Raw genomic sequence first — 25904 nt, forward strand, 5'->3', positions numbered from 1 at the left:
CAAGTGCTGAACCAATGCTTTTAAATGTAGAACCGCATGTGATTTCTTGTTCAATATAAGTTCTGTCAGTAAGAGTTAAATGACGTTGTCTTTTCTTTCTGTTTGCCATAATTAATTCTCCCTGGCAGACAGATAACCACTTACAATCATGAATAATAAAAAATGCTTGTGCAAGACTAAATTCCAGTTTGAGAGAAAAAAAGCCCATAAAACCGGAATTTAAAATTTCACTTAAGGTTCAACAACATTCATAACATCCCCTTCTCTGGATCTTTAACTGTCCTTATTTATGGATATCAAAAAATGCTAAAATTTCTTATCATAAGAAGGCGGAAAGAGGCGGAAAGGATGGTGAGCTATAGTGTATAAACTGGAAATATATCAAAAGCTTGCATACGAAGTGTTAATGTGTAGATGTGAATGCATAAAGATTAACCGTAAAGTGTCATTAGAGGACGATGTTAGAGCATTAAAGGGTGCTGTTGGAAAGTATCCATTACGCATGGCACAGCTAGGTGTATCTAGTACCGAAGCATTACCTGAAGAAAAGTTACATAAAGCCAAGGCTAATTATATTCAGTATCGTCGAGTGAAGGTTAATAAACCAGAGATAGTTACTAAAGGCGTTGATAGAATCATGGATAATCTTGCACATATAATTGCTAAATGGGAAGGTCTACTTTTGTATGAGTATGCAAATGGATTTAGTGATTTTCACGCTGAAAAATTTAGAGATTATATGCTGAATCAATCTAAGGCGATGTTGATGGATAAACAATTCTTATATACAATTGCCGAGAAATATCTAGCTGAAAGGTCATTTGAAAAGAAGAATAATGCCAGATTTGGAGAATGTGTAACTATCTTCATTGACGAGACTATTAAGAATAATCCCTTATCTACTAATGGTGGTGTGATTAGTAATTATAGTTATCTAATTGCTTTAGGTGATTTGAAGAAAGAATCTCAGATCAATTCTGTTAACCTTATATATGAGAAGGTGGGCGAGGCTCATACAACAACTCATGGCGAGGAAATAACTGCTGAAGCAATTGGTAATGCTTTATTCACGCTACTGTATGAGTACAATTATACTAACGACGTGAAGATATTCATTGATAATATGACAGTTAGAGGGCATTGGAAAAAGAGGAAGAAAAACTTTGTCGTTAATAAATGCTTCAGAAGTGTTAGTGTTAATTATGTAAACCGAAAGCACAATACTAAGGCAGATGCGTTATCAAGGCAGAACGTGGCACTTACACTGACGCGTAAAGATTTTGATAAGCTAGATAGAATAAAGCAAATTCCTTTCCCAGCTGCTGCATTCAATCCTCAAAATGATAAATTTAACGATGGTCATAATTGGTTCTCAAATTTCAGAAGTCCGTTCAAGAAACGGCTTGCAACATGATTGTAACAAAATAGAATTGTAAAGATATAGTTATATCAGAGAATAGTATGATATATGGAGGTATAGATTTGACAGTGATACCACTTCATATGTATAATAATGATAGAATTATGATATACAAGGAGGGCATGACCATGATTATTAAGCCATCAGCTGCTTTAAGAAACAGTTATTCACAGATATCAGATTTAGCTAGAGAATCCGAGGAGCCAATTTTTATTACTGTAAATGGTGAGGGAGATGGAGTATACATGAATATGTATGCTTTTGAAAAGCGCGAGGAAATTCTAAATTTACGAGAAAAAGTGCTTCAGGCTGAAGAAGAACGTATACGTGGTGAAAAGACACTTAGTGTTTCAGAGGCGAGAAAACTTTTAAGGGAGAGAATGAATGACTTATAAAGTTGAAATACTTCCCACAGCGTGGAATGACTTAAAATCAATTGAGGATTATTACGCACTGGAATTTGATGTTGCAACTGCAATAAAAGTTAGTGATTCTATCCTTGATAAAATTGAAAAACTGGAAACTTTTCCAGATATCGGAAATGACACTCCAGATCCTTGGCTTAATAAACGTGGATATAGAATGCTGATATGCGAAAAGCATGTGGCCATATTTAAAAGGATTGATATTAGTATTTTTATTTATCACATATTTGATACTAGACAAGATTACCCAAAGCTGTTTAAGAAGCAATTTAAAACTGACTAATAGTAGTATTGGCTTTATTACAGTAACCTATATGATTATTATTAGATAAAGAATAAGAAAACTAAGTGGTTTACCTACTAAACCAGAATAATCATAAATGCAGCAGTTTCGCTTACGATTTAGGGGACTGGTCAAATGGTATGATAGGGGTCTCCAAAACCTTTGGTGGGAGTTCGATTCTCTCGTCCCCTGTTTGACTAAAGTGCTGTAAACATTGAAAATCAATGTTTATAGCACTTTTTTTTACTCAAAATCTAGTCCAGCCCTGTGTGCCTGGGAATGTTGGAGTTTTCTTGGAATATTATATAGTTTTCCGTCTTTTATCAATTTGGCGCCCGTTTGATGGTAGTAAAATGAAATCCCATTGGTTTTACATTGTGCATTGAGCTGTGTTACCCATTCGAAATCACATGGCCTTGCATTTGCACCAGATTCGCCACCAACGCTAACGTGTTTGATAACCGGAGTTCCGTCGTGGGTCTTGTACTTTTCTATAAAAGGTTCAAGGTCAACTGCTGTAAGCATAGGCTCTATCATGACAGAATGATGAAAGAGTGGGAGAGATAGGTAAAGTGGAAGCCTTTTGTCGGCCATCTCCTGGTTTTCACAGGTGACTGCTATTATTACATGCTCCCAACCATTGCCCCAATTTGCAGGAAGATTATTAGCAATACGCTCAGGACGTTTAGTAATCATGAAGAAGGAGCAATCCTGTCTTTCGTACATCATATTCCAAGCATCATTTCGCCATTCATCAGCAGCTGGATGGAAGAAATCTGATGAAAAACAGGTATAAATGTTTGAGCCAGTAGGAATTTTGTAGCGCCCTTTATTTTTCCCTGATTTTAAAACTCTTATAGGCAAATCAAAATTTTCTGTTTTGTATACTATTGATGCATCCTTACCTATAGATTCATCGCGACGATACACATAACAATTCAAACACCCAGTGCTAGCTTTGGTGCATCCGTGCCAAAGGTTCCAATTAGTGGAAATTGGAGGCCTTGGATCAATATTTTCTTCTGAAAATAATGAAAGTTGTTTCATAAATATTCTATAGATACTTTTTCAAGTATAGACATCTTAATTACATTAAAAAACATTTGTTCTGATTTAACTATACTATAGCATTTTCGAACAGATGTTTCAATCGAACAAATTATTAAATATACTAGCTTCAAATAAATAACACATTTCAATTGTAGAATTCATCATGTAGGGTATTCAGCTTAATCGTGCTTTTTTTCAGAAAGAATGAGGTATTGCTATGCTCAGAAAAGTGGAACATCAGGTTCAAGGGTATAGAACACATGATGGCGCAGGAGTTAGCTTAGTTCGTGTAATTGGGTTTAAAACTGTGGAGATATTCGACCCATTTTTAATGTTGGATGCCTTTGATTCGACGGATCCTAATGATTATATAGCAGGCTTTCCTATGCATCCCCACAGAGGTATAGAGACTTTTACGTTTCTTTCTAAGGGTTCTATCATACACGAGGATCATCTTGGAACAAAAGCTGTGATGATTGATGGGGAAGCTCAGTGGCTAACAGCCGGTTCTGGCGCATACCATTCTGAAATGCCTCAGCCAGCAGAAAGAATGCTTGGTTTACAGCTTTGGCTTAATATTCCCGCAAAAGACAAAATGACAGCGCCACCTTTTTATCATGGTGTAATTAATGAAGAGATTCAAACATTCGATTTAGAATCAGGAAAGTTGAGACTACTTGCGGGAAATTATAACGGACATTCAGGCATTCAAGGTAAATATTTACCACTAGACTATTATGATATTTTCCTTGATGCACATGGTAAATTTGAGATTAATGTTTCAGGAGAAGAAAAATCTATAATGTTGTTTACACTGGAAGGAGATGCTGTAATTAGTGACACTCATGTCCCTGCAAAGACTGCGGCGAAGCTTGGAAATGGGGATGTTGTCACAATAGAAGCCTGCGATGAGCCAATAGAAATCATTTATATGTGTTCAGAAAAACTTGGAGAGCCAATAGCTTGGGGTGGACCTATAGTAATGAACACACAAGAGGAGCTGGAGACAGCTTTCCATGAAATTGAAACAGGTCGATTTATTAAACAGACTGCTAAATATGAAAATCAGTAAAATAGAATGGAAGAAGTCTAATGCTTTCAAAAAAATTGAATAAAAATCGTATTAGTATGCCTACATGTAATTGAATATGAAAATATGGAGTGCTATAATTAATTATAAATATTCAGACAATTCTGTCAGAATACTTTATGGGGGTTTTATTAAAAATACGGGGCTTAAAAAAGGAGAAGGGTTATGCTAGCTACATTAGTACCACTATTTTACGAGGACATGTCTGTTGCTTCATATTGCTTATATGCACAGAAGGAGAACATGTTCGAAAATCCACATTTACTTGCTGCAGGAAAGTACGATGGAGCAGGTTCAATCGTCGGAATAGAGGTTTTTGAGAGTATTTCAGAGGACGATTTAGTTGCAAATTGCGATATTATTATTCCTATTAATAATATTTCATTATTTGCTAATATTGAGCAGCAGTTAACTGGTTTTGATGGTCGTATTGTTCTTCTTATGGACCATACAATAAAACCAGAAGATTCTTATAAAAAGCGCTTGCACGATTTAAAAAGTAAGGGCTTTAAACTTGGAATTAAAGATCTTCCTATTAATAGCTTAGAAGAATATAAAGCTATGCTTGATGATTTTGATTTATTCCTTGTTAACGCTGATTCAGGTGATATTGTTGAGCAGACTCAGGCTTTCAAAAAGGTATTGCCAAAAATGACTTTCTGTGCTGAAAATCTTCATTCAAAGGAAGAATTTGATAAGGCAAAGGATTCTGGTTTATTCAAGATATTCGAGGGTACTTTCTTTAGAGTTCCTATTAATACACAGGATACTGAGGTTACTCCTATTAAAATTAACTATATGAAGCTTATGACTGTTATTAATCAGTCAGATTTTGATTTAGAGGATGTTGCAAATGTAGTTGCACAGGATCCTGCTTTATCTATTGAGCTTTTAAAGATTGCAAACAAGCTTACTATTAATTCAAATATCAGATCAATTAATCAGGCTACAGCCCTTTTGGGACAGAAAGAGATTAGACGTTGGCTCAATACTACTTTGTTCCATGAATTAGCAGCTGGAAAGCCAAACGAGATTACAAGACTATCATTAATAAGAGCAAGATTTGCAGAGAATCTTGCACCAGCATTTGATTATGCTATGCGCAAAGATGAATTATTCCTAATGGGATTATTCTCACTGCTAAATCTTATTTTAGATATGCCAATGGAAGATGCATTAAACCAGGTTGGTGTTAGTGCAGAAATTAAAAAGGCACTCGTTAATGATGATGGTATCTTTTCACCTCAGCTTGAGTTCCTTCTTAGCTATGAAGCTGGAGATTGGCAGGAGGTATCTAGACTAATGGTGCTTCAGGATATTGAAATGCATGTTGTTTATGATGCATATGTTGAAGCTCTTAAGTGGTATGGAGATATGTTTATCGAATAGTCACATAATATTGTATATCAAGCCTCGGATTATTCATATCCGAGGCTTTGTATTTGATATAGGACAAAAGAATTGATTATTTATGAGCAAGATTTACATTGACACGGCTGTGGAAAAATGTTATATAATACTAAGCAATTTTAATTTAGTGTTTGTTTTTGTAATAGGAGTTTTTTACGATGTTTAAAATTAGATTAGAAAATACAGCCGAGGCTGAGGAATTTGTAAAGGCAGCTGCTCAGTGTGGCGGAGACGTAGATTTACATAGCGGAGTAGTTTACATCGATGGAAAGTCACTTTTAGGAGTTATCGCAATGGGTATCAAGAGAGAGATGAGTGTTCATCTTAACAACCCAGAAGATTATTCATTAAAGAAAGCTGTACAAAAGTTCGTTGTTGCATAAAATCGAATAATGTATAATTAAGCCTGTGAGATATTCACAGGCTTTTTCTTTGCAAAAAGCACAGGTGAGTTTCTTATTTTATAGAGAGAATAAGTAATAAATGAAAGTTGCGCGATTAGTTACTCCAGAGGGAGAGAAAGCACAAATTAATATATCCGTTAGGAACCTTGTTGAGTTTTTGCTTCGAGAGGGTGATATAGATGACCGAAAGGGCTCGGTTGATCCATTTGAGGCCATGCAGGAAGGGAGTAGGATTCATAGAAAGATACAAAACTCTATGGGTCCTTTTTATCGTGCAGAAGTTCCTCTGAAATATCAGGTTGAATATGATGATTACATTATCGGTCTCGAGGGACGAGCTGATGGTGTCGTTTTGGATATGGATGAGGATGGCACTGTCTGGTCAGCCACTGTTGATGAGATAAAAGGCATGTATATGGACGTAATGACATTTGAGAAGCCAGTTCTTGTACATGAGGCTCAGGCAAAATGCTATGCCTACATAATTGCCAGTGAGTATAATCTTCCTGAAATAGATGTTCAGATGACGTACGTCAGCCTTGAAACTGAAGAAATAAAACGTTTTAATCAGACTTATTCCTTTGAAGAAATCGAAGAATGGTTTCTTACTATTATAAATATATTTAGAAAGTGGGCAGATTTTCAGTATTACCACAAGCAGGAAGTATTGGAATCTGTTCAGGGGCTTGAGTTCCCATATGAATACAGGGATGGACAGAAGAAGCTTGTGTCTGATGTATATCGCAGTATATATAGAAGAAAAATTTTATTTATGCAGGCACCAACTGGCACAGGAAAAACTATAGCTAACGTTTTTCCTGCTGTTATGGCACTGGGGCAGAACCTGGCAGAAAGAGTATTTTATCTTACTGCAAAGACTGCTACAGCACTCGCAGCCAGAGATGCATACAGCCTTCTTGCGCAGAACGGATATGAAGGCAGAACTATCATGCTTACTGCCAAGGAAAAGATGTGCCTTTGCGACGAAGCTGATTGTAATCCTGATAATTGTCCATATGCCAGAGGTCATTTCGACAGGGTAAATGACGTTATCTACGAAATTATTACCAAGGAAACAGTCATTACAAGAGACGTAGTTTTAGGCTATGCCGAGGAATACGTGGTCTGTCCTTTTGAGCTTGCTCTTGATGTAAGTACATGGTGCGAGGGAATCATCTGCGATTACAATTATGTCTTTGATCCTAATGTTTATCTGAAGCGTTTCTTTGCAGAAGGAAAATCTGGTGAGCATATCTTCCTTATAGACGAGGCGCATAATATGGTAGACCGTGCCAGGGAAATGTACTCAGAAACTCTTATAAAAGAAGAGATTCTTTCTATTAAAAGATATGCAAAGCCAGTTAGTAAAAAACTGGTTAATGCATTAGAAAAATGCAATCGAATAATGCTTGAGTACAAGCGTGAATGCGATAGAGATATCACAGTCTTGGATGACATAGATATGCTTCTTAATGCCTGTGATAATCTGCAGATGATTATGGAGCAGCTATTCAAAAAAGAAGTGAAGTTTGGAATCTATCAGGATGAGGTCTTGGATTTCTATTTCAGACTTCGCAATTTCACAGCCCTTGCCTATCAGCAGGACCCAGATCACTACAGGATATATTGCGATTTTGATGATGATAAAAACTTCAATCTTCATTTATACTGCATAGATCCTTCTGCACAACTTCAGCAAAGACTTGCCATGGCAAGAGCCACTGTGTATTTCAGTGCCACACTTTTGCCAATAGATTATTATAAGGATTTGCTGTGCAATATTACAGACGTATATGCGATATATGTTGATTCAGTTTTTGACCAGCAGAATAGATTACTTCTTCTGGGTACAGATGTTACCAGCAAGTACACCAGACGTGGTGAAGATGAATATATGAAGTTTGCCAGATACATTCAGACTATCGTAAATGCGAAGCAGGGAAATTATATGGTCTTTGGTCCTTCATACAAATTTCTTGAAGACATACATGAAAAGTACCAGGCTCTTGGTGATGATGTTGAGATAATAATTCAGCAGCAGAATATGACCGAGCAGGAGAGAGAAGACTTCCTATTAGAATTTGAGAAGAAACGAGAAAAGTCCATGGTGGCATTTTGCACACTTGGTGGAATCTTCTCAGAGGGAATTGATTTGGTTGGTGGAAAGCTTATTGGTTCCATTATTCTGGGGGCTGGTTTGCCACAGGTTGGAAACGAGAGAAAGCTTATGTCCGATTTCTTTGACGATGAGGGAAAGAATGGATTCGAATATGCGTATTTGTATCCTGGAATGAATAAAGTTATTCAGGCTGCAGGCCGACTTATTCGTACCAAAGATGACGTTGGTGTTATTGCACTACTTGATGAGAGATTCCGTTTTGGAAGCTATAGAAAAACATTTCCTCGAGAATGGAACGATGCTGAATTTACCACGGTTGACGAGGTTTCGTTAAAATTAACAAATTTCTGGAAGAAAAAGGACTAAAATATTATTAGGAGTTGTGAATTTTTTGTGTTATACTCTTTTTAACTGTGAGGCTACCTGCTATTTTTACTAGTTTTTAGTGGCCCAAATTTCATAGCAGGAGTCTTGTCTCACAGATTTCAAGTTAATAATACGGAGGTGTAATGTGGGCAAAGTAAGAAGAGTTTACGTTGAGAAAAAGCCACAATTTGCAGTATCTGCCAAGTCACTGTTTTCCGAAATAGGAAGTTACTTAGGCATCAAGGATGTTACAGGAGTTAGAGTTCTGATTCGTTATGACGTTCAGGATGTTTCTGACGACGTTTTCAAGAAAGCAGTTAAGACAGTGTTTTCTGAGCCTCCTGTTGATGATGTTTACGAAGAGACATTTGATTACAATGGTCGTGTCTTTTCTGTTGAGTTTTTGCCAGGCCAGTTCGACCAGCGTGCCGATTCTGCTGAGCAGTGTCTTAAGCTCTTAAATGAAAATGAAGAGCCTACTATCCACACAGCGACTACCTATGTTATTGAGGGTAGCATTACTGACGACGAATTCGATGCTATCAAAAAGCATTGTATTAATCCTGTTGATTCTAGAGAGACTTCTCTTGATAAGCCAGAGTCTCTTTCTAATAATTTCGATGAGCCAGCCGACGTCAATACATTTGACGGTTTCATTTCTATGGCTGAGAAAGATTTACGCACTTTATATGATTCCTTAAATCTTGCTATGACATTTAAGGATTTCCTTCACATTCAGAACTATTTTTCCAATGACGAACATAGAGATCCAACTGTTACAGAAATCAGAGTATTAGATACTTATTGGTCTGATCACTGTAGACATACTACTTTCTCTACAGAACTTAAGAACGTTACTATCGAGGATGGCTATTATAAGGCTCCTATCCAGGATACTTTCAATGACTACCTTGATAATTTCAAGATTCTCTACAAGGATAGAGATGATAAATTTGTATGCCTTATGGACCTTGCACTTCTAGCTATGAAGCGTCTCAAGGCTGATGGCAAGCTTGAGGATCAGGAAGAGTCTGATGAGATTAACGCTTGCTCAATCGTTGTTCCAATCAACGTAGATGGAACAGAAGAAGAGTGGCTCATCAACTTCAAGAATGAGACACACAACCATCCTACAGAAATCGAGCCATTCGGTGGCGCTGCTACATGTCTTGGTGGTGCAATCCGTGATCCACTTTCAGGACGTACTTATGTATATCAGGCTATGCGTGTTACAGGTGCAGCTGACCCTACAGTTTCTGTAAAGGAAACAATCGAAGGAAAGCTTCCACAGAAGAAGCTTGTTCGTGAGGCTGCTCACGGTTACAGCTCATATGGTAACCAGATTGGTCTTGCTACAGGTTATGTAAAAGAGATTTATCATCCAGATTATGTTGCTAAGCGTATGGAGATTGGTGCTGTTATGGGTGCTGCTCCAAGACGTGCCGTTCAGAGATTAAACTCTGATCCAGGAGACAAGATCATCCTCCTTGGTGGACGTACAGGTCGTGATGGTATCGGTGGTGCTACTGGTTCTTCAAAGGCACACAATACAGAGTCTACAGCAGTTTGTGGTGCTGAGGTTCAGAAGGGTAATCCACCTACAGAAAGAAAGATTCAGAGACTTTTTAGAAGAGAAGAAGTTTCTTATATCATTAAGAAGTGTAACGACTTTGGTGCCGGCGGTGTATCTGTTGCCATCGGAGAGCTTGCTCCAGGTCTTACAGTAGATTTGGATAAGGTTCCAAAGAAGTACGCAGGTCTTGATGGAACTGAGCTTGCTATTTCAGAGTCTCAGGAGCGTATGGCAGTAGTTGTTGCTCCAGCAGATGTAAATAAGTTCCTTCAGTACGCAGCTGAGGAAAACTTAGAGGCAATCGAGGTTGCTGTTGTTACTAAGGAGCCACGTCTTGTTCTTAACTGGAGAGGTAAGGAAATTGTTAACCTTTCAAGAGCATTCCTTGATACAAACGGTGCTCATCAGGAGACAGATGTTTATGTAGAGCTTCCTGACAGCAATGATAAGTACATCGATAAGATTGGCATCGAGAAGGTTGCAGAGGATGTTGCAAAGGGCGACTTCAAGGCAGCATGGCTTGATTCACTTGCTGATCTTAACGAGTGCTCACAGAAGGGTCTTGTTGAAATGTTCGATGGTTCAATCGGCGCAGGCTCAACACTTATGCCTTTCGGTGGAAAGTATCAGCTTACAGAAACACAGGCTATGGTAGCTAAGGTTCCAGTAGCTGACGGTAAGACAGATGCAGTTACAATGATGGCATATGGCTTTAATCCTTATATTAGCTCATGGTCACCATATCACGGTTCACAGCTTGCAGTTTTAGAGTCTGTAGCTCGCATCGTTGCAACTGGTGGTGATTACAAGAAGATTAGATTTACATTCCAGGAGTACTTCCGCAGAATGAGCGAGGATCCAAAGAGATGGAGCCAGCCATTTGCAGCACTTCTTGGTGCATATAAGGCACAGATGGAGTTTGGACTTCCATCAATCGGTGGAAAGGATTCAATGTCAGGAACTTTCAACGAAATCGATGTTCCACCTACACTTGTTTCCTTTGCAGTAGATGTTGCAAAGCAACAGGATATTGTTACACCAGAACTTAAGGAAGCAGGAGATAAGCTCTTCTTACTTAGAATTCTTCGTGACAATTATGATCAGCCAAATTACCAGCAGGCTAAGGCAATCTTCGAGATTGTAAGACAGATGGTTGAGCTTGGAAATATTAAGGCTGCATATGCACTTGATGCATACGGACTTGTTCCAGCTGTTTCAAAGATGGCATTTGGTAACAAGTTTGGTGTAAAGCTTAATGAGAAGTGCCAGTCAGTATTGCTCTTTGGCTGTGTCATCGGTGATATCGTAGTAGAAGTCTCAGAGGACGGAGTTCTTGCAATCATTAATGAGCTTGAAAAGCGCGGTCTTTCTGACTGTGGCTTTGAGGTAGGTGAAGTTACTGATGATGCTACATTCACATATAAGGATGTAAAGATTTCTGTTGATGAGGCAATCGCAGCATGGACAGGTACACTTGAGAAGGTATTCAAGACACGCAGTCATGAAGATACAGCTCTTGTAGATACAGGACTTTATGAGTCTAAGAACTTCTATGTTTGCAAGAATAAGATTGCAAAGCCTAGAGTATTTATTCCAGTATTCCCAGGTACAAACTGTGAGTACGATTCAGCAAGAGCATTTGAAAATGCTGGTGCTATTACAAACGTAAAGGTATTCAAGAACCAGACAGCAGAGGATATCAGAGAATCAGTTGACGAGTTCTCAAGAGCAATCGCTCAGTCACAGATTGTTATGTTCCCAGGTGGTTTCTCAGCAGGTGATGAGCCAGAGGGTTCTGCCAAGTTCTTCGCTACCGCATTTAGAAATGAAAAGATGAAGGAAGCTATCCACGGACTTCTCAACAACAGAGATGGTCTTATGCTTGGTATCTGTAATGGTTTCCAGGCACTTATCAAGCTTGGTCTTGTTCCTTACGGCGAGATTCATACACAGAAAGAGGATGCTCCTACACTTACATACAACACAATCGGACGTCATATTTCAAAAATCGCATATACGAAGGTAGTCAGCAACAAGTCTCCATGGCTTGCAGGTGCACAGCTTGGTGAGACATATTGTTCACCAGCTTCACACGGTGAGGGCCGTTTCGTTGCTTCAGAAGAGTGGATTAAGAAGCTCTTCGAGAACGGACAGGTTGCTACACAGTACGTTGATGAAAACGGAAATCCTACAATGGATGAAGAGTGGAACATCAATGGAAGCTACTGCGCTATCGAGGGTATTACCAGCCCTGATGGACGTGTATACGGTAAGATGTGTCATGCAGAGCGTAGAGGTGATGGCGTAGCTCTTAACATCTACGGCAATCAAGATATGAAGCTCTTTGAGGCAGGCGTAGATTACTTCAGATAAAACGTAAATCCAAGGTATGGAACCATACCTTGGATTTTTATAAAAATCAAAAGGGTAGAAAAGAGGAAAGATGAAAGCATTTTTAATTTTGGAAGATGGTACAGTTTTTGAGGGAACAAGCATCGGTTCCACAAGAGAGGTTGTCAGCGAGATAGTATTCAATACTTCTATGACAGGTTACCTTGAGGTTCTTACTGATCCTTCTTACGCAGGTCAGGCGGTATGTATGACTTATCCACTTATTGGTAATTACGGTATTACTGATGATATGGAAAGTTCACGTCCTTGGCCAGATGGATTTATCGTGAGAGAGCTTAGCAGAATTCCTTCAAACTTCCGCTGTAAGGGAACCATTCAGGACTTTTTGGTAAAGCACAACATCACTGGTATCTCAGGTATTGATACACGTGCCCTTACAAAGATATTGCGTGACCGCGGAACTATGAATGGAATGATTACAACAAACGAAAATTATAATTTCGAAGAAATCAAACCAAAGCTTACAGCATACGCAACTGGCGATGTAGTATCTAAGGTTACCTGTCGTGAAAAATCGGTAATGAAGGGTAATGGTAAGAAAGTTGCACTTTTAGATTTTGGTGCAAAGAAAAATATTGCGAAATCACTTAATGATAGAGGCTGTGAGGTTACAATTTATCCTGCTCACACAACAGCTAAGGAAATCTTAGCAGGAAATCCAGACGGAATTATGCTTTCAAACGGACCTGGAGATCCAAAGGATTGTGGACCTATCATTGATGAGGTTAAAAAGCTTTATGACAGTGAGGTGCCTATCTTTGCAATCTGTCTTGGCCATCAGTTGATGGCTCTTGCAAATGGACTTGATACACATAAGCTTAAGTACGGCCACAGAGGCGGAAATCATCCTGTTAAGGATTTGGAGACTGGCAAGGTTTACATTTCATCGCAGAACCACGGTTACGTAGTAGATACAGACGGACTTGATGAAAAGATTGCAGTTCCTGCATTTGTAAATGTAAACGACGGTACAAATGAAGGGCTTAAATACACAGGAAAGAATATCTTCACTGTTCAGTTCCATCCTGAGGCTTGCCCAGGACCACAGGACAGTGGATACTTATTTGATAGATTTATTAAGATGATGGGAGGAGAGCAGTAATGCCAAAGAGAAGTGACATTAAGAAAGTAATGGTGATTGGCTCTGGTCCTATCGTCATTGGACAGGCGGCGGAGTTCGACTATGCTGGAACTCAAGCTTGCCGTTCACTTAAGGAAGAGGGCATGGAGGTATGTCTGGTAAATTCAAATCCAGCTACCATTATGACTGACAAGGAAATTGCAGATCAGGTATACATCGAGCCTCTTACAGTAGATGTTTTAAAGCAGATTATTATTAAGGAAAAGCCAGATTCACTTCTTCCAACACTTGGAGGACAGGCTGGACTTAACCTTGGTATGGAGCTTGCTGAATCAGGATTTCTTGAGGAGCATGGTGTAAAGCTTATCGGTACCACAGCAGAGACAATCTTTAGAGCAGAAGATAGACAGGCATTCAAGGACACTATGGAAAAGCTTGGTGAGCCTGTTGCAGCTTCACTCGTTGTAAATACAGTAGAGGATGGAATCAAGTTTACTAATACTATCGGATACCCAGTAGTTTTAAGACCAGCTTACACACTTGGAGGTTCAGGCGGTGGTATCGCTCACAACCAGACAGAGCTTGTTGAGATTCTTACAAACGGTCTTCGTCTTTCACGTGTACACGAGGTACTTGTAGAAAGATGTATTGCGGGCTGGAAGGAAATCGAGTACGAGGTAATGCGTGATGCCAATGGCAACTGCATCACAGTTTGTAATATGGAAAACATCGACCCAGTTGGTGTGCACACAGGTGATTCAATCGTAGTTGCTCCATCACAGACACTTGGTGATAAGGAATATCAGATGCTTCGTACATCTGCACTTCGTATTATCGACGAGCTTGGTATCACAGGTGGATGTAACGTACAATATGCTCTTCATCCTGAGAGCTTCGAATACTGCGTTATTGAGGTAAACCCACGTGTATCTCGTTCATCTGCTCTTGCATCAAAGGCAACTGGTTACCCAATCGCAAAGGTTGCTGCAAAGATTGCTCTTGGCTACACACTTGATGAGATTCCAAATGCAATCACAAAGAAGACCTTCGCCAGCTTCGAACCAATGCTTGATTACTGTGTTGTAAAGATACCTAGATTGCCATTTGATAAGTTCATCACCGCAACAAGAGCTCTTACAACTCAGATGAAGGCTACTGGCGAGGTAATGTCTATCTGCAACAATTTCGAGGGTGCTCTTATGAAGGCCATCCGCTCATTGGAGCAGCATGTAGATTCACTTTTAAGCTACGATTTCTGCGATATGACAGATGAGGAGCTGGAAGAAGCACTTACAGTAGTAGATGATAGAAGAATATATTGTATTGCAGAGGCACTTAGACGTGGAGCTTCATATGAAACCATTCACAATATCACAAAGATTGATATGTGGTTCATTGATAAGATTAAGATTCTTGTAGAAATGGAGCTTAGACTTCAGCAGGAAGAGCTTACAGTAGAGCTTCTTAAGGAAGCAAAGAGAATCGAGTTCCCAGATAATGTCATCGCTCATTTGAATGGCAAGATGACTGAGGAAGAAGTTAGAAAGATGCGTTACGACAACGGCATCGTGGCTGCTTACAAGATGGTTGATACCTGTGCAGCAGAGTTTGATGCCATGACTCCTTACTACTACAGTGTATACGGTAGTGAGAACGAAGCAGTTAAGACTAATGACCGCAAGAAGGTTCTTGTTCTTGGTTCTGGTCCTATTCGTATCGGACAGGGTGTTGAGTTCGACTACTGTTCAGTTCATGCTACATGGGCATTTGCAAAGGAAGGCTGGGAGACAGTTATTGTAAACAACAACCCAGAGACAGTTTCTACAGATTTTGATATTGCTGACAAGCTTTACTTCGAGCCTCTTACAAACGAGGATGTAGAATCAATCGTAAATCTTGAAAAGCCAGATGGAGCTATCGTACAGTTCGGTGGCCAGACAGCTATCAAGCTTACAGAACACCTTATGAAAATCGGTGTGCCAATCCTCGGTACAAAAGCAGAGGATGTTGATGCAGCAGAGGATAGAGAGCTCTTCGATGAGATTCTTGAAAAGACACAGATTCCTCGTGCAGCAGGTGGAACAGTCTTCACAGCCGAGGAAGCAAAGGAAGTTGCAAACAGACTCGGTTATCCAGTGCTTGTTCGTCCTTCATATGTACTTGGTGGACAGGGTATGCAGATTGCATTCAACGATGAAGAAATCGAGAAGTTCATGGACATCATCAATCAGATTGCTCAGGATCATCCAATCCTTGTAGATAAGTACTTACAGGGTAAGGAGATTGAGGTTGATGCCATCTGCGACGGAGAGAACATCCTTATTCCTGGTATCATGGAGCATATCGAGCGTACTGGTATCCACTCAGGAGATAGTATTTCGGTATATCCAGCTCATACAATCAACCAGGATATAAAAGATAAGATTGTAGATTACACAGAGCGACTTGCAAAGGCGCTTCACGTACTTGGTATGATTAACATCCAGTTCATCGCCATGGACGGAGAGGTTTATGTAATCGAGGTTAACCCTCGAAGCTCACGTACAGTTCCTTACATCAGTAAGGTTACAGGTATTCCAATCGTTGACCTTGCTGCAAAGGCAATTCTTGGTCACAAGATTACTGATATGGGATACAAGCCGGGACTTCAGCCAGAGGCAGATTACATTGCAATTAAGATGCCAGTATTCTCCTTCGAGAAGCTTCGTGGTGCTGAGATTAGCTTGGGACCAGAAATGAAGTCAACTGGTGAGTGCTTAGGTATCGCAAAGACTTTTGAAGAGGCTCTTTACAAGGCATTCCTTGGTGCAGGAGTAGTTCTTCCAAAGCACAAGCAGATGATTATAACAGTAAAGGATGCCGACAAGCCAGAAGCTCTTGAGGTGGCAAAGAGATTTGAGAAGCTTGGTTATACAATCTATGCTACACGTTCTACAGCTAAGTATTTACAGAATGGTGGAGTGGAATGTCGCCAGGTTAACAAGATTACTCAGGAATCTCCAAACGTTATGGACTTAATCCTTGGTCACAAGATTGATCTTGTAATCGACACACCAACTCAGGGTCACGGTGATAAGACAAGAGATGGATTCTTAATCAGAAGAAATGCCATCGAGACTGGTATCAACTGTATCACAGCTATGGATACCGCAGTGGCTCTTGCAACTTCACTTGAAAGTGCTACAACAGAGTACACACTTGTTGATGTAGCAAAGATATAAAAAGATAAAACTCAAAAGCTATCTTGTTCGATTTGAATGCAAGATAGCTTTTTTTTATCAAAAAAATCCATAAGCACGGTTTAATTGCTTGACATATATATAAAGGGGTTGTATATTAAAAAATATAGATTGCGCACAATTAAATAGTATAATAAAAACGATTCACTCATAGGAGGTAAATTATGGTTGCAGTTAGATACTATTCAAAATCAGGTAATACAAAGCTTCTTGCTGAGGCTATAGGAAGAGGTGCAGGTGTGCTTCCAATTTCTGTAGATGAGGACAGCGCAAAGATTACAGAAGATATAGATGTTTTATTTATCGGTGGCGCATTATATGCATATGGTCTTGATAAGGAGATGAACAACTACTTAGCAGGAATCGATGGAAAGAAAGTAAAGAAGGCAGTTGTATTTTCTACTTCTTGGATTTCAAAGCACTCAATAGATTTGATTAAGAAAGCACTTAAAGAAAAGGGAATCCAGGTAGAGGAAGAAGCCTGCTATTTTAGAAATAAACCAAATGATAATCAATTAAAGCAGGCTGAGGAATTTGCTAAAAAGTTCATATAAGATTAATAAAAGGTTTTTGAAATCTAGTAGAATTACCTTTAAAAGGAGAAGGATGGGATGAGATACAGAAATGACAAAAATGGGGATGCTATTTCACAGCTAGGTTATGGCTGTATGAGGTTTACCAAAAAAGGCACTATAATTGACTATGAAAAAACTAAGGGTGAGATTTTACATGCCATAGATTCCGGAATCAATTACTTCGATACAGCATATATCTATCCAGGTAGTGAGGAATGTTTAGGGCGTATTCTAGAGGAATCAAAGAATAGAGAAAAGGTAAAAATTGCCACAAAGCTGCCCCAGTATCTTATGCGTTCTGATAAGCAGATTGAAAAGACCTTTAAAGAGGAGCTTAGTCGCCTTCGAACCACCTATATAGATTATTATTTGATGCACATGTTTACTGATTTCAGTGAATGGGAGCATCTTCAGACTCTAGGAATCGAACAGTGGATTAAAGATAAGAAGGATTCTGGAGAGATTAGAAATATAGGTTTTTCTTATCATGGGGATACTGACATGTTCCTTAGGATTCTAAATGCATTTGATTGGGACTTCTGTCAGATTCAGTATAATTATCTGGATGAAAATTCCCAGGCTGGAAAAAAAGGATTACATGCAGCAGCTGAAAAAGGTATTCCGGTAGTGATAATGGAGCCTCTTCGTGGAGGAAAGCTTGTAAATCTTCCTGAAAAAGCAAAGGAAGAACTTAGAAAGCATGATAAGAGCTATACTCCCGCAGAGCTTGGCTTAAAGTGGCTATGGAATCAGCCAGAGGTTACCTGTGTTTTATCAGGAATGAATTCCATTGAGATGCTTGATGAGAACATAAGGATTGCATCAGAAACTCAGGTTAATGATTTTACTGATGGCGATTTTGAATTAGTAGAGAAAATAAAAACTATCATCAAGGAGCGAGAAAAGGTAGGCTGTACTGGATGTAGATATTGTATGCCATGTCCTAAAGGTGTGGATATTCCAGGTAATTTCCATTACTACAATCTAATGTATATGGAGAAGAAATCAGCAGCCAGATTTGAGTTTGCTCAGAATATGGGCTTGAGGAAGGAGCCGGGATTTGCCAGTCAGTGTATTGGATGTGGCAAATGCGAACAGCACTGTCCTCAGCACATTAGCATCAGAGAAAAGTTAAAAGAAGCTGACAGGGATCTGAGACCCCTGCCATATAAAATTGGTATAGATATAGCTAGAAAGATCTTGGTAAAATAACCTATCTTTCAAAGAGTTCGACAAGCTTATTTTTTCTATGAGAGTAAGGATGCTCTCTCATAGACAGATTAAATATGGTGGAACCAATTAGGACGGTCTGAGGATGGGTAAATTCCATAAAGCCCCATTTACCGTGGTAAGCACCCATTCCAGAATGTCCCACGCCATTAAATGGAACGCCCTTTACCATCATATGAAGGCATACTTCATTTATGCATCCTCCACCAAATTGAATTTTTTGCATCACATTTTTTGCCCAGGCTATGTCCTTCGTAAATACGTAGAGGGACAGTCCTTTTTCTCTTTTTGAAATAGTATCTAACAGTTCATCTATCTGGGAATCTGTGAAAGGTACTATAGGAAGAAGAGGGCAGAACAGTTCCCGCCTAACAATTTCTTCATTAATATCTATTGGATATAAAATAGTAGGGGAGAATTTTAAAGTATCCCTATCCCCAAAACCTCCAAATACTATTTTTTCTTTATAAGCTTCTGCACTAGAAGCGCATTTGTTATAAGCTGCTTCATTTATAAGGTGTGGATATTCTTCATTTAATGTAGCATTTTCACCAAGCTGATTTATGAAAGCCTGCTTTAGTTCTTCTATGAATGCCTCAGCTACCTCATTTGCCACAGCAACCTGATTTATATTGATACAGATTTGTCCACTGTTAAGAGCTTTGAAAAAGGCAATCTTTCTGGCGGCATCCTTTAGATTGGCATCCTTTCTGATAATGCACCAGTTTCCAGTTTCACCACCAAGCTCAAGAGCGGTAGAAGTAAGATTTTTAGCCGCTTCCTGAAGTACATGGACCCCAACCCTAGGAGAACCAGTGTAAAATATTTTGTCAAAACGCTGAGCTAGACACATATCAGCAACATCATGGCCTCCATCTATGAGAGTGATGTATTCCTCTGAAAAAGTTTCACTTATTATTTCTTTTAAAGCTTTTGTGCAGGCAGGAGATTTTGAACTTGCCTTAATGATAGCGGTATTTCCTCCAGCTATAGCGGCAGTCAGTACACCAAGAGAAAGTATAACAGGAAAATTAAATGGACTTATAATTAAAGAAACTCCGTATGGAACTTTGTATACCTTCGTAATAATGCTTGGAAAACAATGGATTCCACTAAAATGAGTTTCAGGCTTTGCCCATTTTTTTAATCCCTTAATAGTTTCATTTATTTCTAATATAAGACTTCCAATATCGCAAAAATAAGCTTCCATTGGAGCACGGCCTAAATCTTCAAAAAGTGCCTGCTCTAATTTTTCTCTATTACATATGACAGCCATTTTTAGTCTTTTTAATTTATCAAGACGCCAGTTTATGTCCAAGGTTGTTCCAGATAGAAAGAAAGCTCTTTGTGAATCGACTATTTTTTTGATATCTGAATTAGTGTACATATTGTTTCCTCATAGATTACTTTAAACTAAAGATTTGAAACAAACATTTTTGTTTGTATAAAGGTACTATATGTGTTCATATTACCACATAGATTATGGTATACCCTAAAATAATTGTGGAATATTTGTAAATTTTAAAAAAGGTTTATATTTTCCATAAAGACAAGGCCAAGTCTTAGCAATAATATTTGATTTTTAAATACAATCTGACAAAAATTGGAATAGAGCAGGACATTTTATTACGTATAATGCTAGAAATGATGTGATATTATAATAACATCTTAAAAAAGAGGAGAATAATAATGTATATTACAGATGATGGAATTAAGTTAAATGCTAAGCTTGATATGCCTGTAGGGGATGTAAAGAAATGTCCACTTTGCCTTGTGTTTCACGGATTTACAGGTCACATTGAGGAAGACCATATTGTTGCGGTAGCAAAGGGATTAAATGAAATCGGTGTTGCTACACTTAGAGTAGATTTATATGGCCATGGAAATAGCGATGGAGAATTCAGGGAGCACAATCTTTACAAGTGGCTCAATAATATTTTGGCTGTAGTAGATTATGCTAAGAAATTAGATTTTGTTACTGATATGTACATCTGCGGACACTCACAGGGAGGACTTGCTGTTACACTTGCAGCAGCGATGTTAAGAGATACAGTAAAGGCTCTTATGCCACTTTCACCTGCTTACGTTATAATCAAGGGTGCAAAAGAGGGTGAATTATTAGGACAGCCATTTGATCCAGAGAACATCCCAGATCAGCTGATTTCATGGGATGACAGAACCCTTAGCGGAAACTATATTAGAGTAGCTCAGTCAATTGATTTAGATGCAGCTATAAAGAAATTTAAAGGACCAGTTTTAATCGTACACGGAGATGCAGACGAGGCTGTGCCAGTGCAGGAAAGTATTGAAGCTGCAAAAAAGTTCTCTAATTGTAAATTAGAGTTAATAAAAGGCGAGGACCATTGTTATGGTAGCCATTTAGATTTAGTGGTAAAGGCTGTTCAGAATTTTGTTAGAGAGCTAGACTAGAACCAAAGAAAATCAAACATTGGAGATAAAAAACCAAACATTGGAATGAATTAAGGAGTATCCTATGGCGGGAATATTGTATGGAATAGGTGTAGGACCAGGTGATCCTGAGATGCTTACTCTTAGAGCAGTCAGGGCAATAAAAGAGGCGGATGTTATTTGTCTTCCAAAGGCAGATAAGTATGAGTGCCGTGCTTTTCAGATAGCACTTCCTGCAGTGCCAGAGCTAAAATATAAAAAAACAATAAGCTTTGATTTTGAAATGACAAGGGATGAAGATGCTCTTGTGAAGATGCATGCAGAATTTTATGAGAAGTACAGGCAACTTATTATGGATGGCTATAACCTTGCCTTTCTTACCATTGGAGACCCCACAGTTTATTCAACATTTGGTTATATAATGAAGCTTGCAAAGAAGGATGGCATAGAAGTAGAGATTATTAATGGTATCACTTCTTTCTGTGGGTCTGCTGCAGCAGCAGGAATTCTTCTTAGCGAGAGAGATGAAAACATTCATATTATTTCTGGTCAGGGAAATCTGGATGAAGAGTTAAAGCTTTCTGGCACAAAAATAATTATGAAAAGTGGTAGAAATGTGGCCAGTATTAAAGAACGTCTTCTTGAAAAGGAACAGGCTGATAAAATATCTGTATATGCGGTAGTAGACTGTGGCATGGAGACAGAGCAGATTTTTAATGGTGCAATTATGATTCCTGATGATTCTAAATATATGATGACAATCATTATTAAGGATAAGGTGTAAAATTGAAGGAATTCAACAAGGCTTTGGGGAATTTCATAAATGATGCGGCTGCAGGTGGTGCAGTTCGTCATTTGGCTGATTTGGGATATTCCATCAGCAAAATAGCGGAGGAAATCAATTATCCTATTTCAAAGGAAAGAATTGCCCAGTACATGTGGGAGCATTATCTCAACATAGGTAAGATTTCTTTAGAGGAGCCAAAGCCTGTCTATGAAAAAGCATCCTTTGTAAAGGAACAGGATGAATTTGGGCGAATAAGCTTTAGAAGAGTTACTGAAACTGTTGATAATGCTGATAAAGAGTATGTCCAGTGTGAATTTGGTAAAGAGCTTTACAAGAATACAGAAGACTTTAAGGCATTTCTTGAAAGGCTAGAACCTGGGGACAGAGAGTATATTACTCTTATGCCATGGCCACTTACAACTGTATATCATGAGCTTGATGAGAGAATGAAGCGGATAGTACTTGAAAAAGGACAATCATACAAAAAATAAGTAGTATAATTAAGCAGGGGCTAGGGAGGATAATCTTTAGCCCTAATTTTTTTTGAAGAGGTAGAGCAATGAAGTTTTTAAAACAGTTTTTGATAATTTTAGCGATTTCACTGATTGGTGAAATTCTTAAAAGTGTTTTGCCATTCCCTATTCCAGCAAGTATTTATGGAATGGTGCTTATGTTTATTTTATTACTTACAGGTGTAATTAAGCTTGAGCAGGTTAGAGATGCAGGTAAATTTCTGATTGAAATCATGCCTGTTATGTTTATTCCAGCAGGAGTAGGTCTCATGTCTTCATGGAGCGTTCTTCAGCCTGTGCTTTTACCAGTTTCAGTTATTACCGTAATTACGATATTTACTGTTATGGCATCTACGGGAATTGTTTCCCAATTCATTATAAAGAAGAGTAAGGGGGAGACAAAATAATGAGTGAATTTATGCAGACCAGTGCTTATGCTGGAGTCACAATCAGTCTTGTTGCATATGGTTTAGGTGCAGCGTTAAAGAAGAAGTTTGGATTTGGATTGTTTAATCCACTTCTTATTTCTATAGTAGTTACAATTCTTTTCCTTGTAGGTGGTCATGTTGATTATGAGACCTACAATGAAGGAGCAAAATATCTTAGCTGGTTTTTAACTCCAGCTACAGTATGTCTTGCCATTCCTCTTTATGAAGAGTGGGAGTTATTGAAGAACAATGCAAAGGCAGTTATCCTAGGAGTTACTTCAGGGGTTATCACAAGCCTTGTTACAGTATTTGCTCTTTCAAAGCTTATGGGACTTGATCACGAAAATTATGTAACCCTTCTTCCAAAGTCTATCACTACAGCCATTGGAATGGGTGTATCTGAGGAGCTTGGTGGATATGTTACTATCACAGTTGCAGTTATTGTTATTACAGGCGTTCTTGGCAACATAATGGGTGAGTTCATTTGTAAGATTTTCAGAATCCACGAGCCTATTTCAAAGGGACTTGCATTTGGAACCGCTGCTCATGCCATTGGAACAGCAAAGGCTATGGAGATTGGTGACGTTGAAGGAGCTATGAGCTCTCTGTCAATCGCAGTAGCTGGTATACTAACTGTTCTACTTGCCTCTGTATTTGCAGGATTAATATAAATAATTCTGATTATACTGTTTTTCTACACATGTTCTATTGCTGATTATTATTTCATTGAGATTGACATGGAATTAGTATTAAAATAATAGTAAAATATTGTGGGAGGATTCAGAGATGACTAAACGAAATATTATGTCTGCTGAGGAAATAGTAGAGCGTGTAACAGCTATAGCCCACAAGTATAATGTTAAGAGATTAGATTTATTTGGTTCATTTGCAAGAGGAACACAGACAGAAACCAGTGATATAGATTTTATTATATATGGTTGTGAAGATATAAATGCTTTCGAAGAGGAAGTTGAAAATATTCCTACACTCCGTAAAATAGATATATTCAATTATGATGAAGTGTGTAGCGAATACTTAAGAGAGGATATGGACAAATATGGAAAGCAAATATTTTAATAGATACCAGAGTTTGTGTAAAAGTCTAGCTAATTTAAGAATGTCCAGAGGTCAGGATAAAGATGCTCCATTTGTTCTACCAGCTACAGTCCAGAATTTCAATCTTACGTTTGATTTATCCTGGAAGGTAATGAAAGAGCTTGTAACACAGGAATTTGGTTTAACTGATTTTGCTGCAGGCTCACCAAGGGAGACACTTAAGTCTGCATTTTCTGTTGGACTAATAAATGATGACAGATGGATGGATATGTTAAGAGTCAGAAATACATTAGCACATGATTATGATGGCCAGGTTGCTCTTAGGTATTATGATGATATAATTGGAGATTATTATGTGCTTATAGAATCGCTGGTTATGGACATCGAAAAATACTATAAGGAATAAAATGGGAACTCTAGTAATACCTAGAGTTCCATTGTTTAATAGAAAGGATATACTTTATGTCATATTTAATTAAAGATACTACAAGAGAAGAAAGAGAGCAGATTGTAAAGGATTCTCTTGGAAATATAGAGGCAAATTGTGATGGGTGCATGGCAGGTCTTGCAGAGATGTATCAGGAATACATTGAAGGAAAGAAGGAGCTTCGCGAAATTAACATGGAGTTCAATGCCAGATACGTAAAAGATATGGATATGGAGTCACGTGGCGGCAGCTGCGTTATGTAAATAATATAAGGGTTTTACAGTTAACTAGTTTTTTTGCTTGAAGGAGAAGGATGAGATGAACAAAAATGATTTTGCTATTACACCACCAATGGGATGGAACAGCTACGACTACTATGATACTACTGTAAACGAAGAACAGGTGAAGGCTAATGCCGACTACATGGCAAAGCATTTAAAGAAGTTTGGCTATGAGTATATTGTAGTTGATATTGAGTGGTATTCGAATGATGCCGGTACCAAAAGATACGAGCATCAGTATATTCCATTTGGCGATGATGAGATGGATGAGTATGGCAGATTTATTCCTAGCCCTTCAAGATTCCCATCATCAAAGAACGGTGCAGGTTTTAAGCCATTGGCGGACTACTGTCACAACCTTGGATTGAAGTTTGGAATTCACATCATGCGTGGTATTCCTCGTGCAGCAGCAGAGCGTCATCTTCCTGTTTTTGGAACAAATGTAACAGCAGCTGACATTGCAGACCCAGGTAGCATCTGTGGATGGAATCCAGATATGTATGGCGTGAGAAATGTTATCGAAGGTCAGGCATACTATGATTCACTTATCCAGATGTATGCAGATTGGGGCGTAGATTTTATCAAGTGCGATGACATCTGCGATTCATGGATGTACAGGGATGAGCACTTCAGTGGATGGCATGAGACAAGAATGCTTCATGAGGCTATCATGAAGACTGGTAGAAACATCGTCTTAAGTCTTTCTCCAGGACCAGCTCACATCGATAAGGCATTCCATTATTGTGACAATGCTAATATGTGGCGTATTACTGACGATTTCTGGGATAAGTGGGAGCTTCTTAAGAACATGTTTTGGCGCTGTGAAATGTGGCAGGATCATGTGAAGGCTGGTTGTTTTCCAGACTGCGATATGCTTCCAGTAGGTACTGTAGGTGCAGGCTTTGGTGAAGAAAGATTATCAAACTTCAACTATGACGAGCTTATGACTATGATGACTCTTTGGTGTATGTTCCGTTCACCTCTTATGATTGGTGGAGAGCTTACCAAGATGACAGATGGAGATTTGTCAGTGCTTATCAACGAAGATTTACTGGAGCTTATGAAGGATGGCTGGAAGGCAGCTCAGGTATATCGCGATGACAGATATGCTATCTGGAAATCTCAGAATAAAGCTCTTGAGAAAACCGTATTTGCGGTATTTAATCTATCTGATGAGTACAAAGAGTTTGAGATTGATCTGAATACTATTTTTGACGACAGCAAAGAGATTTATCACTTTAAGGAGATTTGGTCCAAGTCTTATGTAGAATCAGGACAAATCTTAAAGCTTACAATACCACCACATGGCGTAAAGGCATTTAAATAA

Annotated in this window: 23 protein-coding genes and 1 tRNA gene; 22 read left to right on the forward strand and 2 right to left on the reverse strand. The window is 38.6% G+C overall.

The features are described from left to right. Positions 1 to 406: 406 nt before the first annotated feature. The 4 genes from BUA88_RS01800 (at position 407) to BUA88_RS01815 (ending at position 2320) form a co-directional block, all read left to right on the forward strand. Positions 407 to 1414 carry a ribonuclease H family protein gene (locus BUA88_RS01800; RefSeq protein WP_143151387.1) on the forward strand — a complete coding sequence of 336 codons (1008 nt, stop codon included), beginning with the start codon at positions 407 to 409 and terminating at the stop codon, positions 1412 to 1414. Positions 1415 to 1548: 134 nt separating this feature from the next. Then, the gene (locus BUA88_RS01805; protein ID WP_072912594.1) at positions 1549 to 1815 is read left to right on the forward strand and encodes a type II toxin-antitoxin system Phd/YefM family antitoxin; all 267 of its coding nucleotides are present in this window, start codon (positions 1549 to 1551) and stop codon (positions 1813 to 1815) included. Further along, the gene (locus BUA88_RS01810) at positions 1805 to 2128 is read left to right on the forward strand and encodes a type II toxin-antitoxin system RelE/ParE family toxin (RefSeq protein WP_072911806.1); all 324 of its coding nucleotides are present in this window, start codon (positions 1805 to 1807) and stop codon (positions 2126 to 2128) included. The genes BUA88_RS01805 and BUA88_RS01810 overlap by 11 nt, the downstream gene beginning before the upstream one ends. A 121-nt stretch (positions 2129 to 2249) precedes the next feature. Further along, positions 2250 to 2320, forward strand: a tRNA-Trp gene (locus BUA88_RS01815). Between the two features lie 51 nt (positions 2321 to 2371). On the opposite strand, the gene BUA88_RS01820 is transcribed toward BUA88_RS01815, so the two are convergent. Next, positions 2372 to 3175, reverse strand: a complete 804-nt coding sequence (locus BUA88_RS01820) for a DUF5131 family protein (RefSeq protein WP_200798838.1) — start codon at positions 3173 to 3175, stop codon at positions 2372 to 2374. Positions 3176 to 3395: 220 nt separating this feature from the next. Between BUA88_RS01820 and BUA88_RS01825 the strand changes: the two genes are divergently transcribed. The 9 genes from BUA88_RS01825 (at position 3396) to BUA88_RS01865 (ending at position 18659) form a co-directional block, all read left to right on the forward strand. Further along, positions 3396 to 4250, forward strand: coding sequence for a pirin family protein (locus tag BUA88_RS01825; protein ID WP_072911811.1), 855 nt, complete (start codon positions 3396 to 3398; stop codon positions 4248 to 4250). 183 nt (positions 4251 to 4433) lie between these two features. Then, a complete protein-coding gene (locus BUA88_RS01830) occupies positions 4434 to 5657 on the forward strand; it encodes an EAL and HDOD domain-containing protein (RefSeq protein WP_072911816.1) in 1224 nt (407 codons plus the stop codon). 179 nt (positions 5658 to 5836) lie between these two features. Next, entirely contained in the window at positions 5837 to 6061 is a 225-nt protein-coding gene (locus BUA88_RS01835; RefSeq protein WP_072911821.1) for an HPr family phosphocarrier protein, read from the forward strand. 100 nt (positions 6062 to 6161) lie between these two features. Beyond that, positions 6162 to 8567 (forward strand): ATP-dependent DNA helicase, encoded by a 2406-nt coding sequence (locus BUA88_RS01840; RefSeq protein WP_072911825.1) that lies wholly within the window; start codon positions 6162 to 6164, stop codon positions 8565 to 8567. Between the two features lie 145 nt (positions 8568 to 8712). Continuing rightward, positions 8713 to 12513 (forward strand): phosphoribosylformylglycinamidine synthase, encoded by a 3801-nt coding sequence (locus tag BUA88_RS01845; protein ID WP_072911830.1) that lies wholly within the window; start codon positions 8713 to 8715, stop codon positions 12511 to 12513. 70 nt (positions 12514 to 12583) lie between these two features. Next, complete coding sequence (locus BUA88_RS01850; RefSeq protein WP_015550053.1) at positions 12584 to 13654, forward strand: carbamoyl phosphate synthase small subunit; 1071 nt, start codon at positions 12584 to 12586, stop codon at positions 13652 to 13654. Continuing rightward, positions 13654 to 16854: a carbamoyl-phosphate synthase large subunit gene (gene carB, locus BUA88_RS01855; RefSeq protein WP_072911835.1), complete on the forward strand. Its 3201-nt coding sequence runs from the start codon at positions 13654 to 13656 to the stop codon at positions 16852 to 16854. Before BUA88_RS01850 ends, carB begins: the two co-directional genes overlap by 1 nt. Positions 16855 to 17036: 182 nt before the next feature. Continuing rightward, entirely contained in the window at positions 17037 to 17426 is a 390-nt protein-coding gene (locus tag BUA88_RS01860; protein ID WP_072911840.1) for a flavodoxin family protein, read from the forward strand. A 57-nt stretch (positions 17427 to 17483) separates the two neighbouring features. Further along, the gene (locus BUA88_RS01865; RefSeq protein WP_072911843.1) at positions 17484 to 18659 is read left to right on the forward strand and encodes an aldo/keto reductase; all 1176 of its coding nucleotides are present in this window, start codon (positions 17484 to 17486) and stop codon (positions 18657 to 18659) included. A 1-nt stretch (position 18660) separates the two neighbouring features. On the opposite strand, the gene BUA88_RS01870 is transcribed toward BUA88_RS01865, so the two are convergent. Beyond that, positions 18661 to 20064, reverse strand: a complete 1404-nt coding sequence (locus tag BUA88_RS01870; RefSeq protein ID WP_072911856.1) for an aldehyde dehydrogenase family protein — start codon at positions 20062 to 20064, stop codon at positions 18661 to 18663. A gap of 302 nt (positions 20065 to 20366) precedes the next feature. Here BUA88_RS01870 and BUA88_RS01875 point away from each other — a divergent pair, with 302 nt between their 5' ends. The 9 genes from BUA88_RS01875 (at position 20367) to BUA88_RS01915 (ending at position 25904) form a co-directional block, all read left to right on the forward strand. Then, positions 20367 to 21107, forward strand: coding sequence for an alpha/beta hydrolase (locus tag BUA88_RS01875; RefSeq protein WP_072911861.1), 741 nt, complete (start codon positions 20367 to 20369; stop codon positions 21105 to 21107). Positions 21108 to 21171: 64 nt separating this feature from the next. After that, positions 21172 to 21870 carry a precorrin-2 C(20)-methyltransferase gene (gene cobI, locus BUA88_RS01880; protein WP_072911866.1) on the forward strand — a complete coding sequence of 233 codons (699 nt, stop codon included), beginning with the start codon at positions 21172 to 21174 and terminating at the stop codon, positions 21868 to 21870. A 2-nt stretch (positions 21871 to 21872) separates the two neighbouring features. Further along, complete coding sequence (locus BUA88_RS01885; RefSeq protein ID WP_072911871.1) at positions 21873 to 22364, forward strand: hypothetical protein; 492 nt, start codon at positions 21873 to 21875, stop codon at positions 22362 to 22364. Between the two features lie 68 nt (positions 22365 to 22432). After that, positions 22433 to 22792: a CidA/LrgA family protein gene (locus tag BUA88_RS01890; protein ID WP_072911878.1), complete on the forward strand. Its 360-nt coding sequence runs from the start codon at positions 22433 to 22435 to the stop codon at positions 22790 to 22792. Continuing rightward, positions 22792 to 23484, forward strand: a complete 693-nt coding sequence (locus BUA88_RS01895; RefSeq protein WP_072911882.1) for an LrgB family protein — start codon at positions 22792 to 22794, stop codon at positions 23482 to 23484. The genes BUA88_RS01890 and BUA88_RS01895 overlap by 1 nt, the downstream gene beginning before the upstream one ends. Positions 23485 to 23581: 97 nt before the next feature. After that, positions 23582 to 23890 carry a nucleotidyltransferase family protein gene (locus BUA88_RS01900; RefSeq protein WP_408633786.1) on the forward strand — a complete coding sequence of 103 codons (309 nt, stop codon included), beginning with the start codon at positions 23582 to 23584 and terminating at the stop codon, positions 23888 to 23890. After that, on the forward strand, positions 23871 to 24275 hold the full coding sequence (locus BUA88_RS01905; protein WP_072911887.1) for an HI0074 family nucleotidyltransferase substrate-binding subunit: 405 nt from the start codon (positions 23871 to 23873) through the stop codon (positions 24273 to 24275). The genes BUA88_RS01900 and BUA88_RS01905 overlap by 20 nt, the downstream gene beginning before the upstream one ends. Positions 24276 to 24331: 56 nt before the next feature. Continuing rightward, a complete protein-coding gene (locus BUA88_RS01910) occupies positions 24332 to 24559 on the forward strand; it encodes a purine biosynthesis protein PurH (protein WP_072911892.1) in 228 nt (75 codons plus the stop codon). Between the two features lie 55 nt (positions 24560 to 24614). Then, the gene (locus tag BUA88_RS01915) at positions 24615 to 25904 is read left to right on the forward strand and encodes a glycoside hydrolase family 27 protein (RefSeq protein WP_072911896.1); all 1290 of its coding nucleotides are present in this window, start codon (positions 24615 to 24617) and stop codon (positions 25902 to 25904) included.

Source organism: Pseudobutyrivibrio xylanivorans DSM 14809, from assembly GCF_900141825.1.
GTDB classification, from domain to species: Bacteria; Bacillota; Clostridia; order Lachnospirales; family Lachnospiraceae; genus Pseudobutyrivibrio; species Pseudobutyrivibrio xylanivorans.

What these genes read in the sequence shown, in the direction of transcription:
- BUA88_RS01800 (WP_143151387.1), top strand. Translation starts at nt 407, where the DNA reads ATGTGTAGATGTGAATGCATAAAGATTAACCGTAAAGTGTCATTAGAG.
- BUA88_RS01805 (WP_072912594.1), top strand. Translation starts at nt 1,549, where the DNA reads ATGATTATTAAGCCATCAGCTGCTTTAAGAAACAGTTATTCACAGATA.
- BUA88_RS01810 (WP_072911806.1), top strand. Translation starts at nt 1,805, where the DNA reads ATGACTTATAAAGTTGAAATACTTCCCACAGCGTGGAATGACTTAAAA.
- BUA88_RS01820 (WP_200798838.1), bottom strand. Translation starts at nt 3,175, where the DNA reads ATGAAACAACTTTCATTATTTTCAGAAGAAAATATTGATCCAAGGCCT.
- BUA88_RS01825 (WP_072911811.1), top strand. Translation starts at nt 3,396, where the DNA reads ATGCTCAGAAAAGTGGAACATCAGGTTCAAGGGTATAGAACACATGAT.
- BUA88_RS01830 (WP_072911816.1), top strand. Translation starts at nt 4,434, where the DNA reads ATGCTAGCTACATTAGTACCACTATTTTACGAGGACATGTCTGTTGCT.
- BUA88_RS01835 (WP_072911821.1), top strand. Translation starts at nt 5,837, where the DNA reads ATGTTTAAAATTAGATTAGAAAATACAGCCGAGGCTGAGGAATTTGTA.
- BUA88_RS01840 (WP_072911825.1), top strand. Translation starts at nt 6,162, where the DNA reads ATGAAAGTTGCGCGATTAGTTACTCCAGAGGGAGAGAAAGCACAAATT.
- BUA88_RS01850 (WP_015550053.1), top strand. Translation starts at nt 12,584, where the DNA reads ATGAAAGCATTTTTAATTTTGGAAGATGGTACAGTTTTTGAGGGAACA.
- carB (WP_072911835.1), top strand. Translation starts at nt 13,654, where the DNA reads ATGCCAAAGAGAAGTGACATTAAGAAAGTAATGGTGATTGGCTCTGGT.
- BUA88_RS01860 (WP_072911840.1), top strand. Translation starts at nt 17,037, where the DNA reads ATGGTTGCAGTTAGATACTATTCAAAATCAGGTAATACAAAGCTTCTT.
- BUA88_RS01865 (WP_072911843.1), top strand. Translation starts at nt 17,484, where the DNA reads ATGAGATACAGAAATGACAAAAATGGGGATGCTATTTCACAGCTAGGT.
- BUA88_RS01870 (WP_072911856.1), bottom strand. Translation starts at nt 20,064, where the DNA reads ATGTACACTAATTCAGATATCAAAAAAATAGTCGATTCACAAAGAGCT.
- BUA88_RS01875 (WP_072911861.1), top strand. Translation starts at nt 20,367, where the DNA reads ATGTATATTACAGATGATGGAATTAAGTTAAATGCTAAGCTTGATATG.
- cobI (WP_072911866.1), top strand. Translation starts at nt 21,172, where the DNA reads ATGGCGGGAATATTGTATGGAATAGGTGTAGGACCAGGTGATCCTGAG.
- BUA88_RS01890 (WP_072911878.1), top strand. Translation starts at nt 22,433, where the DNA reads ATGAAGTTTTTAAAACAGTTTTTGATAATTTTAGCGATTTCACTGATT.
- BUA88_RS01895 (WP_072911882.1), top strand. Translation starts at nt 22,792, where the DNA reads ATGAGTGAATTTATGCAGACCAGTGCTTATGCTGGAGTCACAATCAGT.
- BUA88_RS01905 (WP_072911887.1), top strand. Translation starts at nt 23,871, where the DNA reads ATGGAAAGCAAATATTTTAATAGATACCAGAGTTTGTGTAAAAGTCTA.
- BUA88_RS01910 (WP_072911892.1), top strand. Translation starts at nt 24,332, where the DNA reads ATGTCATATTTAATTAAAGATACTACAAGAGAAGAAAGAGAGCAGATT.
- BUA88_RS01915 (WP_072911896.1), top strand. Translation starts at nt 24,615, where the DNA reads ATGAACAAAAATGATTTTGCTATTACACCACCAATGGGATGGAACAGC.